Genomic DNA, 17,163 nt, shown 5'->3' on the forward strand with positions numbered 1-17,163 from the left:
AGGAAACGACTCCTGTCCCTTTGTGTTTGTGATAGGAGAGAAGCTTCAGGATGTATGCACTAACTGGGAGCGTTTTGCAATCATGATGGATTGCTCCAGAATAATGCTGATGGCGGGCATCAAGCGTGGTGGTGGTGACTGCTGAAAATAGAGAGAGATAGCAAGGACCAGCGGCATTGGGGCTTTATCCTGGGTGCTTGCGTTTCTGGGAGGAGGAAGGAGGGCGCTATTGCTGAGAAAATAACAGGCCCAGTGGCTCAGCCCATATTGTTCTAAAAGCGAAGCGGCGTACGGTGAAAAAAGGTCCGAGGCGGATTGCGGCATAATCCCTTTGCGCTGATGTAGGACCTGCATAACCTGTTTCTGTATTTCCTGATTGGTCAGGGCCTCGGGAAGGATAGAGGGGATGTTAGTATAGAGCGCGCGGAGCTGAAGCCGGAGGTGCTGTGGTGAGGATGTGTATGCTGACCAGAATTGAACCGCGGCAACTTCTGCGAAGTTTTGTGTGCAAGCCTGCGCTACCCACTGTAGCAGATCATCAATGTGGAAGAGATGATCCACAACCTGTTGTAGCTGTGTGACGATGGCACGCTGAATTCGGGGAATTGCAACGTGCTGAGTCTGTCCTGGAAAGATGTCGTTCATGGTTATGTACAGACCTTTCTTCGGCAATACAGCCGGTGTAAATACAGATATCTTCCCCATGTGCTTGCAGGTGTTCTTGAAGGGGTGAAAGAACTGTGGAATTACTATAACATGGAATGTTCCCTTTCCACATAAAAATTTCGTTAAAAGTTCTATGAGGGGTGACAGATTGTTGTTGCAGGAGAAGTGGTAAAAGGAGAATGAAGGGGAGAGTGCAAGGGCTCACCCTCCCCTATGCTGTTTCTTGCTCTTAATGTACCAGCTCGGCCAGACGCTTGATACCGGTTGTGATCTGCTCAGGTGTTAAGGCGCAAAATGGAAGCCGGACAAAGCGCTCGCTGGCCGAATCAGCGCCCTCGTGGAGTGGACTGGCAAAGAACGCACTCCCGTCGGTGAGTGTCAGACCTTGCTCTCTCGCACGTATGAGCAGGTTGTGATAGTTGCTGTTTTCTGGCAGCGTGACACTGACAAAGAAACCGCCCTCTGGTTCCGCGAACGCCACATTCGGGAAGGAAGCCTTGAGTGCGTCAATCATCGCGGCAAGACGGGGGGCGTAGAGCCGCTTGAGATACTCAAGGTTGGTCTCAAAGTGACCGCGTTTATGGAACTCGTAGACGGCGGCCTGTGAGGGCAAAACCGGGGCCAGAATGGTATCTTCGGCCAGAGCGGTAAGCTGCTTGATAAAATCCAGGGGCCCGATTACATATCCAACGCGGAGACCCGGGCTAATCAGTTTGCTGTAGGAACTGATGGTTAGCGTTCGTTCAGGTACGAGTTCGCGCAGAAGTGGCGCTGACGAGCCCGAATAGCGGAGCTGGCGATAAGGAATATCCTCAAGTAACCAGAAGCCGTAGCGCTGTGCCAGTTCGGCCAACTTTTGCCGTTTTTCCGCCGAAGTAGTCACGCCTGCCGGGTTCTGAAAATCGGGAACCAGATAGAGAAAGCGGGGTGTGTAGCGGGTCAGGGCCTCCTCTAATTGCGTGGTGTCGATGCCGTCAAGTTCAAGTGGAATGCCGATGACTTTTGCACCGCGCCGACGAAAGGTTTTAATGGCGCGATCATAGCTCGGCTGCTCGGTAAAAACAATGTCTCCGGGTTGGATCAACAGGGCTGAGATCAAATCCTGTAGGTGCAACGAGCCATTACCGATAAGGACCTGATCTGGAGAAACGCCGTATTGCTCACCGAGAAGCTGGCGCAGAGGAAGATAGCCGCCATTGTGCCCATATTGCAGCACAGTTTTGCCCGCGGGGCTTTCCAGGACGGCCTGCATACACTCGCTGAGGAGTTCTGTCGGCAGGGCCTCGGTGGCAGGAACGCCGCGAGTAAATAGGATGTGGTCGCTGACGGTTGGTTGCATTGAGATCGAAACTCCTTAACTGAATGTCCTTACAAAGGAGAAAGGGAAGAGGCAATGTGCTCTTTCCCTCTCAAATAATACGATTCAGGAGTGAAGCAAGACAAGCTTTCCCTGTATCTTGCCCGAGGCCAGGACACGGTGCGCCTCGGCTGCCTGCTCGATCGGGAAGGTGCGGGCAATACAGGGATTGATCGCTTTCCTGGCGATAAGCTGAAGCACATGTTCTTCATTCGCGGGGGCTGTATGAACCTGACCGCCACCGATGACCGTGACCCGCTTGAGTCGCCAGGATTGCGTATCAACGGTGCATTGCTGGCCGCCCAGGTTGCCGATAAGAACGACGCGCCCATCGAGTGCACAGGCGTCCAGGCTGGTCTGAAGCGTTGTCGAGACAAGCTCTATCACGAGATGGACGCCCCCTGCTTTTTGCAGCGTGGCGGCAACGTCCTGCTCATGATAGTTGATTACCAGATCGGCTCCGAGTTGCTGTATCTTCTCCGCTCGCTCGGCTGAACTGGATGTCGTTGCGACCCAGGCGCCCGCGTTTTTGGCAAGCTGAATGGCGATTGTACCGACGCCGCTGGAACCTGCCCAGATCAGCACACGTTCACCTTGCTGTAATTTACCCAGATCAAAGAGTGCTCCCCAGGCGGTTGAGGCTGCCAGCCCGGCTGCTGCAGCCTGCTCAAAGCTGACTCCCTCAGGAATGCGCACCAGATCCGTGGCCGGTACGGCAAGCTTGCTTGCATAGCCGCCACCGCCTTTCGCCTGCGATGCGCGGGTTGTCAGGACGCGTTCGCCCGCACGGAAGCCGTTCGCGTCCTGAAGCACGATGCCCGCCGCTTCCAGACCGGGAGTGAAGGGAAGCTGAGGCACCGGACGGCTGCCCGCGCGCTGGAAGAGGTCCAGTCGGTTGACTGTGCTTGCTTTCACTTCTACAAGGACATCATCAGGGCCGGGAACGGGATCGGGTACCTCCACAAGGTGAAGGACATCGGGATCTCCGTATTGAGTAAAGAGTGCTGCTTTCATAAGCAGAAAGAACCACCTTTCCACTGAGTACCTGAAGAGTTTGTTTTGAGTGTAGAATAAGCGAGTTTGTATTATTGTACATCATCAGCTGGATCGTTTTCTCATCGCTTTGCCCCTTCTTGAGTGGCTGTATTCGCTTCTAGCCAGCGCAGGAAAGCACTGGTACTGGTAAAGCTGGTCTGGGCATTTTCAGGCTTGATTGTATGTGTTGTGGCCCAACAAGCACCAACTGGAAGCACACCCGCCGCCTGGGCCTCAAGCATATCATAATCCGCATCACCCACATAGATAGCGTCTTCCGGGGCGAGCTGCCATTTCTGTAAGATCTCTTCAATCGCTCGCATTTTAACGACACCCTCAGGCTTTCCAACCTCAATCACGTCAAAGTAGTGGGTGATCCCGAGATAATCGAGTGAATAGGCTGCTGAATGTGGGCCCTTGCCCGTTACCAGGGCCATCGGAATGCCGCGCTGCTGAAGTAGTTGTAGCGCCTGAGGAATACCGGCAAACGGCTGCGGGCAGGCATCATGATGCTTTCGATACGCTTTGAGAAAAATCTGTAAAGCCTCTTCCCAGTGAGCGGGCATAGCACGCTGAAAAATGCCTTCTTCGCTTGGCCCAAACATCGCCACCACCTCATCATCAGTCGGGACATGCGCGTTCATCGCGCGAAATGTATCTTGAAATGCCAGCACACAGACCGGAATGGTGTTGGCAATAGTCCCATCGAAGTCGAAAAGGACACCTTTAATGCTCATCATTCTACTCCCGAAATAGATCTATATGCCTCAAATATTGTAAAATGTCGTACTCTCCTGTGAGGAGCAGACGCATCCTTCTGCATTGTTAAGGGGGATACGTCTGTGATTATAACACACCTCGGCGGCACCAATTTTTAAAATTAGAACATATGTTCTATAGAAGAACTGGTGGGCAATTGGAATAGAAGGACAGGAGAACATGGAGTTTGTTCGCATAGCTATCCAGGGTTATGGGCTTATGAAACTGGCAACACGATTATCGATGGTGGCAATCCTGGTAAACGACCAGGACGAAGCGCTAAGATTTTATACCGAGAAGTTAGGTTTGGAGAAGTGTCTTGATGTGACGTACGCGCCGGGTATGCGCTTGCTAACGGTGGTATCACGCGGGCATGTGAGGCCTCAAATCGCGCTGGCAAGACCGGAAGTAACATTACATGGCTCAGAGCGTGTTCGTCAGGTGATGCAGCAGGTAGGAAGAGGCGTTCCCTGGGTGTTCGCAACAGGTGATTGTCACAGGATGTACGATACCCTGCGCGAGCGGGGAGTCGCGTTTTTGCATGAGCCTGTGCGTTTGCTCTATGGTGTTGAAGCCGTGTTCGTGGATCCGTTCGGGAATATCTTTTCTCTGCTTGAGCCCGCGCCGGAGGCTCAGGCATTATGTGAGAGTCGTTGTATAGGTCTGGCTGCATAGGAGTTTGTGGAGGGCTGTAATTGTATGGCACATATGATAGAGATTCCTCAAAGGAGACGAGGAAGACAGATTGCTGAAGAGCTGCACAGAAGCACCATTGAACAGGTCATTCTCACGATGAAGAATCGCTTACATGAGCCGCTCTCGCTGGATGAAATGGCTGATATGGCCTGTCTAAGTCCATACTATTTTAATCGGCTGTTTCATCGGCATATCGGCGTGCCCCCGATTGAGTTCCTGGCAGCCTGGAGACTGGAGCAGGCAAAACGCCTCTTACTGACAACAGATCTTTCTGTGACTGATATCTGCTTTGAGGTTGGTTATGTTGGGCTTGGCTCATTTATTACACGCTTTACGCAGGCAGTTGGCGTCTCACCCGGGAACTTACGCAAGATCATGCAGGCCGAAAAATTTGCGCGGCCTGAGATCCCGGACGAAGAGGGGAGGCGTATCATGCTGCCCGGGCTGCATGGCACCATTCTGGCTCCTGATACTCAGAAGCGTATCACTCACGTCGGCTTATTTACCAAACCGATTCCCCAGGCAAGGCCGGTTCGTTGTACTGTTGCCGATGCCTATGGCTCCTTTTTGATCGATGATATTCCGCCGGGAACCTATTATGTGCTGGCTGCCTCTTTGCCTGAGACCGCCAATCCCGCGTATTTTGTCTTGCCGGGTGAACAGTTGCTGGTTGGTATGGCTGGCCCGATTACGGTGAGGCCGGGTGAGCTGGTACAGGGGATTTCATTGTTCCTTCGTGCAACACAGGTAACGGACCCGCCATTGCTGTTGGCATTGCCCGTTATGCGAGCATAAAACCGAGGCTTTTCTCTATGACTTTTGGGTGACAGGATCGAATCGCTATGGTCTGGCTGTTTCCCTTTATGAACAATCTGGCGATGTGACTGAATATGAAACGCAATGACATGGAATGGTGTGGAAAAAAGAGAAGCTTTTCCGCACCGCTTTTTTTTGCTGTGATGGAATAGTTGTGGATAGTCCTACCCCGAGAATAAGACATTTAGGTACCGCGTTACCTTGAGCCATAATAGACCGTCTAGCATTCGTGAACAGAACATCCTGTGCAACAAAAATTATAGAAAAAATTGGAGAAGAGTATGTCATTGAGTCAATTGGAGGAAGTCCCTGTAGCGTCACTTGCTGTAGAGGAAGAAGCCTCAATCGCTGCTCCTGTTCGTCAACCCAGTTATCAGCCATATAAGTGGCAATTTCTCAATCGTGTTCTTGATATTGTGGATGGTATTACTCGGGGGAAGGCAGGTCTTCTTCAGCGTCTGACGACATTTCTTTTCATTGGTGGTCTGGGAGCCCTGGTCAATCTTGCTGTCTACTATCTTGTGTTTAATGTAATCGGTTGGCCTGCACAGGAATTTGTCCGTATGGTTCTGGCCTGGGCGCTGGCAACCGAGATTTCTTTGATGGCGAACTTTATCGCGAACGATCTTGTCACATTCCGTAATCTGCCGGGCCATGAACGAGCGTGGTGGCAGCGCTGCGTCCGTTTCCATGTAACCTCTCTGAGTGGGAGTGTCCTGACCTTTCTCATCCAGAGTTCACTCAGCACATTTGCACACATCACACCAATCGTTGCACAGGCGATTGCTCTGGTTATTGTCACATTCTATAATTTCTCTATACACCACATCTTTACCTATCGCGAGGCAAAATTAAAGCCAGCCAAATAGAACAGCGAAAATGCTTTAAGCCCAATAGAATGCAGAGGTATAAGCCGAAAGAAGCAAAACACCTGATATAGAGGAGATGGAAGAGGGGCAGTATTTTCAAGAACAGGATAACCCTGATGAAGCCAGGTGGTTGTATCAACCGGATACATCAAGACACCCGGAAAGAGAACGAAAGACGACGGAATCACTGCCAGTGGTTTCTGTCGTTCTTTCATTTGAAACAGGTGCGAGCGTCTCTTGTTGGTGAATGGTATAATGGTCAGTACCGTCGCGTCTTGTGGAGGTAGAGCCTGGCCTTTTTTGGCGATCCGTTTATTGTCGATAGTATGCAGCAAGTGGTAATATGCTTACAGTAACACGCTTTGCAGCAGAAGAAACAGGCAAGAAAGGAAGCCGAAGAGGCTGTTTGTAATGGTGACCGGACAGTTGCAGAAGGAAACATTGACATACATCAGCAAGAGCGCTGAAGAGACACAGCGATCAGGCGAGCGGTTGGGGACGTTGTTGCAAGGGGGCGAACTGATCCTGTTTGAGGGAACGTTAGGGACTGGTAAGACGACGTTTACCCAGGGGATTGCCCGGGGGTTAGGGATCACAACCAATATCAGTAGCCCGACCTTTACCTTGCTCAAAGAGTATCCCGGTCAGCCGCGGGAAGCCTCTGGCGGAAAAAAAGGTCCCGCCCTCTATCACTTTGATCTCTACCGCCTTGACGATCCAGAAGAGATATTTGATCTTGGCTTTGACGACTACTTTTACGGCTCGGGTGTCTGTGTCGTAGAGTGGGCAGGGAACGCGCAAGGACACTGGCCTACAGAGTGTTTGTATATTCGACTAAGTGTATTAGGTGAAACGGAGCGCGAGCTAGCGTTCACTGCTATCGGCGAACGTTATCGCGAATTACTTCAACAATTCAAGAAAAGCATTTGATCTATGCTATTACTCGCTTTTGATACATCAACACGCCAATCCAGCATTGCTCTCTGTTCCGACGATACTGTTTTCTATGAGTATACCTGGAACACCGGGGGCAATCACAGCGTAGAGTTATTAGAGAACATGCAGCGGCTGCTTGCCGCATGTGGCAGATCATTTCAGGAGCTGGATGGCATCGCGGTTGCGACCGGACCGGGCTCCTTTAATGGCGCTCGGGTTGCCGTCGCAACGGCAAAGGCGCTGGCCTTCTCATTACAGAAGCCATTGATTGGTGTGGGCACGCTTGATCTGCTTGCGTTTCAGCAGCAACAGTGGCGTGGGGTCATTTGTGCTGTCCTGGAAGCAGGCCGTACCGAGCTCTATAGCGCCTGTTTTCGCGCTGCATGGGTGCAGGATAAACAGGGAAACCTCATTCCACAGCTTGAGCGGATAAGCGATTATTTCCTTCTGCCTGTCGACGAACTGGGACAGCGGGTCCAGGAACTCCTTGCAGAGAACGAGGTGCTTGCTCCTGCGTTGTTCTGTGGAGAGATCAAGTCTGCAACGCGTCAGCGCCTGTATGCTCAGTTGCAGGCAAAAGCCGTTTTTCTTCCCGCCCTGCGGACGACGCGGCATGCCTCGGCTCTGGCTGCTCTGGCGTTGCCTCGATTGCTGGCGGGAAAGATTGAAGATCCTCTGACGCTCGAACCTTTTTATATGCGGCGTCCGTCTATTACAAAGAGTACCCGCAAACGCCCGTTACTTGGCGGGTTAGAAGTGGCAGAGAGCGAACAGCAACAGAGAGATACTCAGCAAACAGAAAGGGAAGAGGGTGCGTTACGTCATTGATCGCATGACGATGCCGGATGTACCTCGTGTCATCGAGATAGAGCGTCTGGCCTATCCGTCAACATGGCCGCCCAGTGCCTACCGTAAGGAATTACAGGACAATCGATGGGCACATTATATCGTGCTGCGTGATACGCAGATTCTCACTGAGATGCGTCTTGCCGGGGAACAGCAAGAGCAAGAAAAGCCGCGTAAAAACCGTCTCTTTCCCCTTTCGCTCCTGACAAGTCGCCCCTCGGTCTCACAGCTCTCACCAGAGCTTGCCTCAATTGTTGGTTTTGCCGGGCTCTGGTTGATGGTTGATGAGGCTCATGTCACCACGATTGCCATGCATCCCGATTATCGTCGGCGGGGCCTGGGCGAACTCCTCCTTGTGAGCCTGATCGATATTGCGTATGAGATTGGCGCACGCTGGGTAACATTGGAGGTTCGGGTCTCGAATTATCCTGCCCAGAGTCTGTACCGCAAGTATGGTTTCCGCGAGGCCGGGGTTCGGCATCGCTACTACAGCGATAATCAGGAAGATGCGCTGATTATGTGGACAGATGAAATTCATTCTCCTGAATATAAACAGAAATATACCGCTTTAAGGACTGCGCTGATGCAAAAGCTGGAGGCTCAGGGCTAAAAGAGCGCAGCAGGAAGCCTGATATAAAGACAGTGGAAAAGAAGCGTATGCTGGTACTTGGAATTGAAAGCTCTTGTGATGAGACCGGGGCCGCAATCATTCAGGATGGACGGTATTTACGCTCCAATGTGGTTGCCTCTCAAATTGAGATCCACAACCGCTACGGAGGCGTCGTGCCTGAGGTGGCCTCGCGTCAGCAACTGACGTCGATTATTCCTGTCATTGAGACGGCAATGGAGCAGGCCGGGTGTGACTGGAAAGATATTAGCGCAGTTGCCGCGACGTATGGACCGGGCCTGGCCGGTTCGCTGCTTGTTGGCCTGACGGTCGGAAAAACCCTCGCGCTGGCTCAAGATCTTCCTTTTCTTGGTGTCAATCACCTCGAAGCGCACATTTATGCCAACTGGTTGCGCAAAGGAGAGGAGCCGCAGCCAGTTGCGGATTGGCGCTATCAGCCCGGTGATCCGGTTTTCCCGCTCCTCTGCTTGATTATCTCGGGAGCACATAGCGAGCTGGTATTGGTGCGTGAGCATGGACATTATGAGCTTCTTGGACAGACTCGTGATGATGCTGCCGGTGAAGCCTTTGACAAGGTAGCCCGCATCCTCGGCCTGGGATATCCTGGAGGTCCCGCCATTCAGAAGGCGGCGGAACAGGCTGAAGAGGAGATGCGTCGTCAGAACAGACCGATTCGTGATGCTCGCAAGGCGTATCGCATGCCGCGGGCCTGGCTTCGGGGCACCTATGATTTCAGCTTTAGCGGCTTAAAAACGGCCATGTTGCATCTTGCGGAAGGTGTCACTAATACGCCGCCCGAGACGCGACCCAGTGTCACCACAAAGCAGATCAGCCGCTATGCGCGCATGGGAGCGCAGGCCGCACAACAGGGGGCTCCTGACGTGGGACTCCTGGCAGCAGGTTTTCAGGAGGCGGTGGTTGATGTGTTGGCGGTCAAAACGCGCTGGGCCGCTGAAGAGTACCAGGTCAAGCAGGTTGTGCTGGCTGGAGGCGTTGCCGCGAATACGCGTCTGCGAGAGAGACTCAGCGAAGAGCTTGCGCCGCTTCAGCTTCCGCTGAGCTATCCGCCGATCGAGTTCTGTACAGATAACGCGGCAATGATTGCAAGTGCGGCATATTTTCATCTTTGCCGGGGAGAGCGGCATCAGCTTGATATCGATGTGGTGCCCGGTTTAAGTCTACCTTTTGTTGAGAAGTGAGAACAATCATGGCGAAACAGAAAGCATTTGCTCTGGGTATTGACCTGGGAGGGACAAAAACACTGGCGGCAGTCATCGATGTGATGACCGGCAATGTGATTGCCTCGGCGCGTAAGCGTACACGTGCTGAACGCGGAGCCGATTTTGTGGTACAGAGGGTGGGGGAACTGGCTGGTGCGGCTCTGGAAGAGGCAGGTATTGGTAGTTCGCAGAAGCTGGTCGCGATCGGCGTGGGCGCTGCCGGAACTATTGACCGCAAGGCTGGCAAGATCATCAACGCACCAAATCTAGGTGTGCGTGATCTGGCGATTGGCAATGTGCTGGCAAAGAAGTTCAATGTCCCGGTTTCGGTTGGCAATGATGTCGAAGTGGCGGCTCTTGGTGAGTATCTCTATGGCGCGGGTAAAGGCTATGACAACTTTGTGTGCGTCTTTATCGGGACCGGTATTGGCTCGGGCATTGTGCGCGAGGGCAAAATGTATACTGGAGCCACCGGGACCGCCGGAGAGGTTGGTCATATGGTGGTAGATGCCTTCGGGCGTATCTGTGGTTGTGGTGCTCGGGGCTGCCTGGAAGCCTATGCCTCGCGAACCGCGATTACCCGGGCTATCATGGCCGAAATTCATCATGGACGCTCTTCTGTGCTGGCTGAAGATGCTCAAAAACAACTCAAGCAGGGTGATACCATTATCCGTTCAGGTATTCTGGCGGATGCCATTCAGAAGAAGGATGAGCTGACCATTGAGATTGTCAAAGAGGCGGGTGAGTATCTGGGGATAGCGCTCGGCGGGGTGATGAACTTCTATAACCCGGAGTGCATTGTGCTTGGAGGCGGTGTTATTGAAGCGATCGATCTGCTGTATAACACGGCTGTGCGACGTGCGTATATCTCCGCTCTACCGGGCCCGGTACGTAAAACGCCGATTCATAAGGCCAAGCTCGGAGATTTCTCCGGCGTGGTTGGTGCGGCCTGTCTGGCTGCCCAGGCTGCTGGCTATACCATTCCCTGAAAGCGTCCGGTATCTGAAAAGAAGAAAGCGGGGCGAGTCCTATGGACGAAGGAACTCCACTCATTGAGGTGAGGTCTATAAGTGTCGAAGATGCTTCAGCCCTGTATCAACTAGACTACGATTATGAAACGGATCGAGTCTATACCTTGCGGGTAAAAAACAGGCTTGAGCACGAGGCCGATGAGAACGGTGTGACTAATGGCGTTGCTTTTGCCTTTGAGCTGCTGGAAACGCCGGTTGATCCCCCGATTTATCGCGACTTGAGCCAGCGCAGTTTTTTATATGGCGATCCGGTGGCGAAGTTGCGCTCTATCGAGGGTGGCTATGTTGCCCTGGCCAATGGAAAAGTCGCGGGTGGCGTGCTGCTGAACGTCGAAGAGACACGCTCGATTGTTCGCATTGTGGAACTGATTGTCGGACGGCAATACAGGCGCTATGGCATCGGGTCCCTGTTGCTCCGCTGTGCCGCTGATTGGGCGCGGAAGCGTGATTGTTGGGCTGTTGTGCTGGAAACTCAGAATACCAATTTTCCAGCGATTCAGTTCTATTTACGGAATGGACTGGAAATATGGGGGATGCATCAGCACTTTTATCCACCTGGCTCCTGTGCACATGAGATTGCTCTTTTTATGGGAATGCGTATTTCTGCCCCTTCTGAGTAATACTGGAAATCAGAGAAAGCGATAACCACTGAGTGGTTATCGCCTTTGCTTTTTTGGGAACAGAATATATGGGTAATGAGTCGTATTTACTGACTGGGAAATAGCATGAGTAATCATATTATTGGAGGGGATTCAAGAAAAAGTATTTTTTTATAAAAAAAGGAAAAATCAAAGGCTTTGATGGAAAATGTCGGGGAAAACGCGCGCTCGGTGGCGCTGAAAGAAGAGAATGAAGATTTTATAGAGGTAATTAGGGTAGCTATCAGAGAAAACTCAGGTGTTTTGCATGCAAAATAGATTTATGTTAATATAAAATCGTGGTTCTCAGAGAGTGTGAAAGCCTGGTGGGTTTCTTCACAGTGTTGGCTTCACACTATATTTAGTCAGACTAATTGTGAAAAATAGAAGAGAGAACTTCTATTGTCTGACATGGCTTATTGCGGAAGCAATTCTGCAAATGAGCCATTCTTTTTTCTTTGCACAAAGAGGAGGTTTGCGTGAATAGCCAAAGGCGCTTGTTCACGCCATCAAGAGTAATTTTGATGGCGGTTGTGTTACTACCGCTTCTGCTATCCGCCTGTAGTAATCGAGGTGCTAATCCGCATGAAGTCGTGTATTGGAATATTTTCAATGATGATGTTTCAGGTAAGGCGGTACAGGCCGTAGTTGATAGCTTTAACAAACAGAACCCTGACTTACATGTCAAAATGGTTCCTGTTCCCCCCAATATATCCAACTCGAATGTGACCACACTGATCACGGCGGTTCGTGGTGGAACCGGGCCGGATGTGTATTTCCTCGATCGCTTTACTGTGAACCAATATGCGTCGATTGGTTTGCTGGAAGATCTGAACCCCTGGGTCTCCAAAGAGAAAGAGAAGCTTGCCGATCAGTTCCAGCCCTTCGCATGGAATGAAGTGCTGATGCAAGGGCATCCGTATGCATTGCCGCTGAATGCTGATGCGCGTGCTCTCTTCTATAACAAGTCGGTGTTGCGTGATGCTGGCATTGATCCCGAGATTCTGGATCCCAAGAATGGCCCGATTACGATTGATGAATTGAAGGCGCTGGCAACGAAGATCAATAAGGTGGGACCGGATGGGAACTATGAGCGTTTGGGCATGGTTCCGTATATTGGTGAGGCCTCCCATACCACCTGGGGGATGATCTATGGCGCGAAATTCTTTGATGATCGGTCATGTAAAATCACTCCGACTGAGCCCGCGATGCTGAATGCCATGAATATGGTTTACGACTGGGTGAAGGAACTTAATCCCTCGAAAGTGGCTACTTTTGTGGATAGCTATGTCTCGAACCCGAGTATGACCCCGGCTCAAGACCCCTTTATGAACGGGAAGCTTGGCTTCAAGATTGACGGCGACTGGGCTCTTGCCAGCATTGCCAAATACAAGCCCAATCTGGATTATGGTGTGACCTATCTGCCGGTTCCTGACAAGTCAAAGGCTCCTGCTACATGGTCTGGTGGGTTCTCACTGGTCATCCCGAAAAACGCAAAGAACCCGGATGGCGCGTATCGTTTTATGCGCTACTTTACCGGTCCTGAGGGTCAGAAGATTTTCGCCCAGGGCTTTGGAAGCATGCCTACACTCAAGTCTCTGATGAATGACAAGACGCTCTTCAGTGGGAAGCGTGCATTCTTCAGCGAACTGCTCAATTACTCTCATAGCCGCGTGCCTCTGCCAGTTAGTGCCACTCTGTGGGATGAGCTGACCTCGGCTCAGGAAAAGGTGCAATACAACATCGGTACCCCTGAAGAGGCTCTGCAAAGTGTCTATCGGCGTGTACAGCCGCAGCTCGAACAGTATTGTCCCTTGAAGTAAGCATGGCGATCGCTCGCATTCTGCAAACCAAGATGCGTGCATGTGAAGGAGAGATGAGGAATGGTTACAGCGAAAGATGCGAATGAGGTAACCGGTACAAAACGTGCTGCAACGAAGCGGCCTGCATTGTCCCGTCAGGATCGAAAGAATCTGATAAAGGGCATCCTCTTTATCAGCCCGTGGGTTATCGGTTTTCTGGCCTTTACCCTCTGGCCCTCGATCTATGTTCTGATTCTGAGCTTTACCCGGTATTCCGGGCTAGGCGCCCCGGTCTGGCTCGGGTTACAGAACTATCAGCGCTTGCTTGTCGATGATCTGTTCTGGAAATCACTTGGAAATACCTTCTTTTACTGTTTACTGGCGGTGCCTATCGGTGCGGTTGTCGCTATTGTGATGGCGCTTGCCATGAATCGCAGCGTTCGTGAGATAGCGGTGTATCGCGCGATTTTCTATCTGCCGTCGATCCTGCCTGCCTTCGCGATGTCGTTTATCGTGATGGCCCTGATCAGTCCGCAGTATGGCCTTGTAAGCTGGTTGCTCTCGCTCTTTGGTGTGCCTAAGACCAGCTATTTGAGCGATCCCTGGGGTGCGAAAATCGTGATTGTGGCGATGGCGCAGCTTGGAGCAGGGAACGCGGCCCTGATCTTCCTGGCTGGCTTGAAAGGTATTCCTGAGACGCTCTATGAGGCTGCCCGACTTGATGGGGCGGGACCGGTGCGTCGTTTCTTCAATATTACATTACCGCTGATTTCACCTATTGTCCTGTTTAACTTAATCACCGGTATTAGCTCAGGCCTTCAGGTCTTCACACAGGCGTATATCATGACCAATGGCGGACCAAACAACGAGACGCTTTTCTATATGCTCTATCTCTATAAAAATGCCTTCTCGTATGCGCAGTTCGGGTATGCCTCCGCGCTCTCGATCGTACTGTTTGTTATCGGTCTGATCATGGCTCTTATTACGTATGTCGTCTCAAAGCGCTTTGTGACCTATGATCTGGTGAGTTAAGCATGAGCGAGATGAAAACGGAAGAAACCGGAAAGATGAGTAGACGAAATGCTGCTGCGAAGGCAGTTGATATGGAAGCGAAGGAGGCTCAACGATGAGCGCTGTGCTATCTGAGGCTCCCCGGGTTGGAGCGAGCAAACGGCGTGTAACGTTTAAGAAGGTGCTGGACAACGTCGGAGTACGTATTCTCCTGATCGTTATGTCCATTCTGTTCCTGATCCCACTGTACTGGACCGTGGTCACGGCGCTGAAACAAGATCAGGAACTGGCGGTCTATCCGCCGACACTGATACCCCATGTCTGGGCATGGGAAAACTTCAGTAAAGCGCTGGATATTATGCCCTATGGCACCTATTTCATGAACTCGGTGCTTATCACCAGTCTGAATATTATCGGGGCGCTGATCTCTGGTATGCTTGTGGCGTATGGCTTTGCCTGTATCAACTGGCCAGGTCGCGATAAGGTGTTTTATGTTGTGCTGGCGACTATCTTTTTGCCGACGCCTATTACCCTGATCCCGTTGTTTGATATGTTTGCTTCATTGGGATGGGTCAATACCTATCTGCCGCTGGTGGTCCCGGCCTTCTTCGGCAGCTCATTTAACGTGTTTCTGCTGCGTCAGTTCCTGTTGCAGATCCCGCGGGAGATGATGGAAGCGGCTCGCATTGATGGAGCGAACGAGCTCCAGATCCTTTTCAGAGTAGTTTTCCCGATGGCGCGTCCTGCGTTGGCGGTGGTGGCTATTCTGGTCGGTATCGGGGTCTGGAACGACTTTATGGGACCATTGATCTACATTCAGGATGATTCACTGCGCCCGCTGGCAATCGGACTTCAGTTCTTCCAGTCGGCCCACGATATCCAGTATAACCTGTTGATGGCGGCCTCTCTGATGGTGCTTGTGCCAGTGATTATCTTCTTCCTGTTCTTCCAGCGTCACTTTATTAAGGGCGTGGTTGTTGGCAGTATCAAATAAACCGGCCAAAAAAGATCGGAGCCTCGCAAAGAGGCTCCTTTTTTCTGCCATTCTTTATTGTGCGGGTTCTTCCAGCTTGGGGAAGAGCGGTGTCGGTTTGGGCAGCGTACTCCCTGCGGGAACCTGACGCAGTTCCCAACGCTCTTTGCTGGCCTCTCCCTCGAAGCCGAGAAGTTCATGAAGCTTCTGAGAAGAGAACGGAAGGTACGGGCTGAAGAGCGTATGCAGTCCGCTGAGCACTTGAAGCATCACATAGATCGTGGTGCCAGCGGCCTCACGATCGACCTTGATCTGTTTCCAGGGGGCCTGCTCGTCGAGATAGCGGTTAGCTTCGCGAGCAACCGCCATCGCGGCGTTAATACCGTCTTTGAAGTGGCACTGCTCAATCGCGCTGGCAACCTGAGCGAAGCCCTGCTCAACTTTTTCCAGAATAGCCTTATCGGCCTCTCGGAGCGGCAGCGGTTCGGGAACCACGCCGCCAAAGCGGCTTTGCAAGAAGGTCAAGGTGCGATGTGCCACATTGCCATAGGCCGCGACCAGTTCATCATTGTTGCGACGAATCATTTCCTGGAAGGTGAAATCAGTATCGCGGTTCTCGGGAGCCGTGACAGAGAGATAGTAGCGCAGGGTATCGGCGCTATACTGATCCAGTACATCGCGGGTCCAGATGACGTTACCACGACTGGTTGAGGCTTTTTCGCCGCTCATGGTCATAAACTCGTTGGCCGGGACATCGTAGGGGAGGTTCCGGTTGCCGTAGCCGATGAGCATGGCGGGCCAGATCAGAGCGTGAAACGGAATGTTATCTTTGCCGATAAAGTAGTAGGATTTGACCGCTGGCTCTGTTTTGCCGGGCACCCACCATGTTTCCCAGGTATCGGGGGTTCCGTGTTTCTGGGCCCATTCAACAGTCGCCGAGAAGTAGCCAATCACCGCGTCAAACCAGACATAGATGCGCTTATCTTCGTATCCTTCCAGAGGAATGGGAACGCCCCAATCAAGGTCGCGGGTAATTGCGCGTGCTCGCAGGCCCTCTTTCAACCAGTTATTGACGAAGGCTACAGTATTCTGACGCCAGTGCTCTTTGTCGTGAGAAAGCCATTGTTGAAGCGGCTCTTGTAGCTTGGGGAGGTCCAGGAAGAAGTGCTCGGTCTTGCGCATTTCCAGCTTGCTGGTCTTGCTGCCACAGAGGCGGCAATGCGGGTTCACCAGGTCGATAGGATCAAGCGTCTTGCCGCAGTTATCGCACTGGTCGCCGCGGGCCGAATCATAGCCGCAGTGAGGACAGGTGCCCTCAATGTAGCGGTCGGGCAGAAAGCGGCGATCGGTCGGACAGTAGGGGGACTCCATTGTGTCCTTGAAGATATAGCCGTTTTTTTGCAGGGTTAAAAAGAAGTCCTGAACGATGCGGTAATGATTTTCCGTCGTGGTCTCCGTAAAGATGTCCCAGGACATGCCCAGACGGTCCCAGACCTCACAGATCTGTGCATGGTAATCAGCAACAAACTCAAGGGGCGTGATACCGCGTTTTTCGGCCTCGACGAGAATCGGGGTGCCATGTTCATCGCTGCCAGAGACCATCAGGACATGGTTCCCAGCCATGCGGTGGTAGCGTGCGAACGTGTCAGCCGGGAGGTATGCGCCGACGATTTGTCCTACATGGGTAGAACTTTTGGCATACGGCCACGCGACACAGACTAGAATGTGTTCGTTCATGAGCGTTGATTTTTCTCCCTTAAAATGATCTTTTGCTTTAGAGGCATGTGGGGAAGGTGGTGCAGGATAGAACCAGACTTTTAGCGCATACTCCAGCAACAGTAGAAACAGGTCCGAGGTTTGATAGATGTATTATAGCAAGT

General features: G+C 52.0%; 17 protein-coding genes. 12 read left to right on the top strand and 5 right to left on the bottom strand.

What is annotated here, in order from left to right; all coding sequences use genetic code 11:
* Positions 1–45: 45 nt before the first annotated feature.
* From KTH_RS28815 to KTH_RS28830, 4 genes are all read right to left on the bottom strand, one after another.
* Positions 46–645: a hypothetical protein gene (locus tag KTH_RS28815; protein WP_497622322.1), complete on the bottom strand. Its 600-nt coding sequence runs from the start codon at positions 643–645 to the stop codon at positions 46–48.
* 250 nt (positions 646–895) lie between these two features.
* Positions 896–2,005, bottom strand: coding sequence for an aminotransferase-like domain-containing protein (locus KTH_RS28820; protein ID WP_497622324.1), 1,110 nt, complete (start codon positions 2,003–2,005; stop codon positions 896–898).
* An 84-nt stretch (positions 2,006–2,089) separates the two neighbouring features.
* Positions 2,090–3,037 carry a quinone oxidoreductase family protein gene (locus tag KTH_RS28825; RefSeq protein WP_497622326.1) on the bottom strand — a complete coding sequence of 316 codons (948 nt, stop codon included), beginning with the start codon at positions 3,035–3,037 and terminating at the stop codon, positions 2,090–2,092.
* 101 nt (positions 3,038–3,138) lie between these two features.
* Positions 3,139–3,798 (bottom strand): HAD family hydrolase, encoded by a 660-nt coding sequence (locus KTH_RS28830; RefSeq protein WP_497622328.1) that lies wholly within the window; start codon positions 3,796–3,798, stop codon positions 3,139–3,141.
* A 199-nt stretch (positions 3,799–3,997) separates the two neighbouring features.
* Between KTH_RS28830 and KTH_RS28835 the strand changes: the two genes are divergently transcribed.
* From KTH_RS28835 to KTH_RS28890, 12 genes are all read left to right on the top strand, one after another.
* Entirely contained in the window at positions 3,998–4,492 is a 495-nt protein-coding gene (locus tag KTH_RS28835; protein WP_111320586.1) for a VOC family protein, read from the top strand.
* A gap of 24 nt (positions 4,493–4,516) precedes the next feature.
* The gene (locus KTH_RS28840) at positions 4,517–5,308 is read left to right on the top strand and encodes a helix-turn-helix domain-containing protein (protein WP_497622330.1); all 792 of its coding nucleotides are present in this window, start codon (positions 4,517–4,519) and stop codon (positions 5,306–5,308) included.
* Positions 5,309–5,610: 302 nt separating this feature from the next.
* Positions 5,611–6,198, top strand: a complete 588-nt coding sequence (locus tag KTH_RS28845; protein ID WP_111320590.1) for a GtrA family protein — start codon at positions 5,611–5,613, stop codon at positions 6,196–6,198.
* A gap of 411 nt (positions 6,199–6,609) precedes the next feature.
* Positions 6,610–7,128, top strand: coding sequence for a tRNA (adenosine(37)-N6)-threonylcarbamoyltransferase complex ATPase subunit type 1 TsaE (gene tsaE / locus KTH_RS28850; RefSeq protein ID WP_111320592.1), 519 nt, complete (start codon positions 6,610–6,612; stop codon positions 7,126–7,128).
* A 3-nt stretch (positions 7,129–7,131) separates the two neighbouring features.
* Positions 7,132–7,962 (top strand): tRNA (adenosine(37)-N6)-threonylcarbamoyltransferase complex dimerization subunit type 1 TsaB, encoded by an 831-nt coding sequence (gene tsaB, locus KTH_RS28855; RefSeq protein ID WP_497622333.1) that lies wholly within the window; start codon positions 7,132–7,134, stop codon positions 7,960–7,962.
* The gene (gene rimI, locus KTH_RS28860; protein ID WP_211326072.1) at positions 7,946–8,590 is read left to right on the top strand and encodes a ribosomal protein S18-alanine N-acetyltransferase; all 645 of its coding nucleotides are present in this window, start codon (positions 7,946–7,948) and stop codon (positions 8,588–8,590) included. The genes tsaB and rimI overlap by 17 nt, the downstream gene beginning before the upstream one ends.
* 47 nt (positions 8,591–8,637) lie before the next feature.
* Positions 8,638–9,807: a tRNA (adenosine(37)-N6)-threonylcarbamoyltransferase complex transferase subunit TsaD gene (tsaD, locus tag KTH_RS28865; RefSeq protein ID WP_497623296.1), complete on the top strand. Its 1,170-nt coding sequence runs from the start codon at positions 8,638–8,640 to the stop codon at positions 9,805–9,807.
* 8 nt (positions 9,808–9,815) lie between these two features.
* Positions 9,816–10,817 (top strand): ROK family protein, encoded by a 1,002-nt coding sequence (locus tag KTH_RS28870; protein WP_111320600.1) that lies wholly within the window; start codon positions 9,816–9,818, stop codon positions 10,815–10,817.
* 41 nt (positions 10,818–10,858) lie between these two features.
* Positions 10,859–11,479 carry a GNAT family N-acetyltransferase gene (locus tag KTH_RS28875; protein ID WP_497622335.1) on the top strand — a complete coding sequence of 207 codons (621 nt, stop codon included), beginning with the start codon at positions 10,859–10,861 and terminating at the stop codon, positions 11,477–11,479.
* Between the two features lie 542 nt (positions 11,480–12,021).
* Entirely contained in the window at positions 12,022–13,320 is a 1,299-nt protein-coding gene (locus tag KTH_RS28880) for an ABC transporter substrate-binding protein (RefSeq protein WP_497622337.1), read from the top strand.
* Positions 13,321–13,380: 60 nt separating this feature from the next.
* Positions 13,381–14,331, top strand: coding sequence for a carbohydrate ABC transporter permease (locus tag KTH_RS28885; RefSeq protein ID WP_497622339.1), 951 nt, complete (start codon positions 13,381–13,383; stop codon positions 14,329–14,331).
* Between the two features lie 94 nt (positions 14,332–14,425).
* Complete coding sequence (locus KTH_RS28890; RefSeq protein WP_111320610.1) at positions 14,426–15,304, top strand: carbohydrate ABC transporter permease; 879 nt, start codon at positions 14,426–14,428, stop codon at positions 15,302–15,304.
* Positions 15,305–15,358: 54 nt separating this feature from the next.
* Here the strand turns inward: KTH_RS28890 and metG are convergent, their stop codons facing one another.
* Positions 15,359–17,119, bottom strand: coding sequence for a methionine--tRNA ligase (gene metG / locus KTH_RS28895; RefSeq protein ID WP_281278967.1), 1,761 nt, complete (start codon positions 17,117–17,119; stop codon positions 15,359–15,361).
* Positions 17,120–17,163: the final 44 nt, after the last annotated feature.

The organism is Thermosporothrix sp. COM3 (assembly GCF_059696735.1).

Coding starts and splice junctions, on each gene's coding strand:
- KTH_RS28815 (WP_497622322.1), bottom strand. CDS start 645: ATGAACGACATCTTTCCAGGACAGACTCAGCACGTTGCAATTCCCCGA.
- KTH_RS28820 (WP_497622324.1), bottom strand. CDS start 2,005: ATGCAACCAACCGTCAGCGACCACATCCTATTTACTCGCGGCGTTCCT.
- KTH_RS28825 (WP_497622326.1), bottom strand. CDS start 3,037: ATGAAAGCAGCACTCTTTACTCAATACGGAGATCCCGATGTCCTTCAC.
- KTH_RS28830 (WP_497622328.1), bottom strand. CDS start 3,798: ATGATGAGCATTAAAGGTGTCCTTTTCGACTTCGATGGGACTATTGCC.
- KTH_RS28835 (WP_111320586.1), top strand. CDS start 3,998: ATGGAGTTTGTTCGCATAGCTATCCAGGGTTATGGGCTTATGAAACTG.
- KTH_RS28840 (WP_497622330.1), top strand. CDS start 4,517: ATGGCACATATGATAGAGATTCCTCAAAGGAGACGAGGAAGACAGATT.
- KTH_RS28845 (WP_111320590.1), top strand. CDS start 5,611: ATGTCATTGAGTCAATTGGAGGAAGTCCCTGTAGCGTCACTTGCTGTA.
- tsaE (WP_111320592.1), top strand. CDS start 6,610: ATGGTGACCGGACAGTTGCAGAAGGAAACATTGACATACATCAGCAAG.
- tsaB (WP_497622333.1), top strand. CDS start 7,132: ATGCTATTACTCGCTTTTGATACATCAACACGCCAATCCAGCATTGCT.
- tsaD (WP_497623296.1), top strand. CDS start 8,638: ATGCTGGTACTTGGAATTGAAAGCTCTTGTGATGAGACCGGGGCCGCA.
- KTH_RS28870 (WP_111320600.1), top strand. CDS start 9,816: ATGGCGAAACAGAAAGCATTTGCTCTGGGTATTGACCTGGGAGGGACA.
- KTH_RS28875 (WP_497622335.1), top strand. CDS start 10,859: ATGGACGAAGGAACTCCACTCATTGAGGTGAGGTCTATAAGTGTCGAA.
- KTH_RS28880 (WP_497622337.1), top strand. CDS start 12,022: ATGGCGGTTGTGTTACTACCGCTTCTGCTATCCGCCTGTAGTAATCGA.
- KTH_RS28885 (WP_497622339.1), top strand. CDS start 13,381: ATGGTTACAGCGAAAGATGCGAATGAGGTAACCGGTACAAAACGTGCT.
- KTH_RS28890 (WP_111320610.1), top strand. CDS start 14,426: ATGAGCGCTGTGCTATCTGAGGCTCCCCGGGTTGGAGCGAGCAAACGG.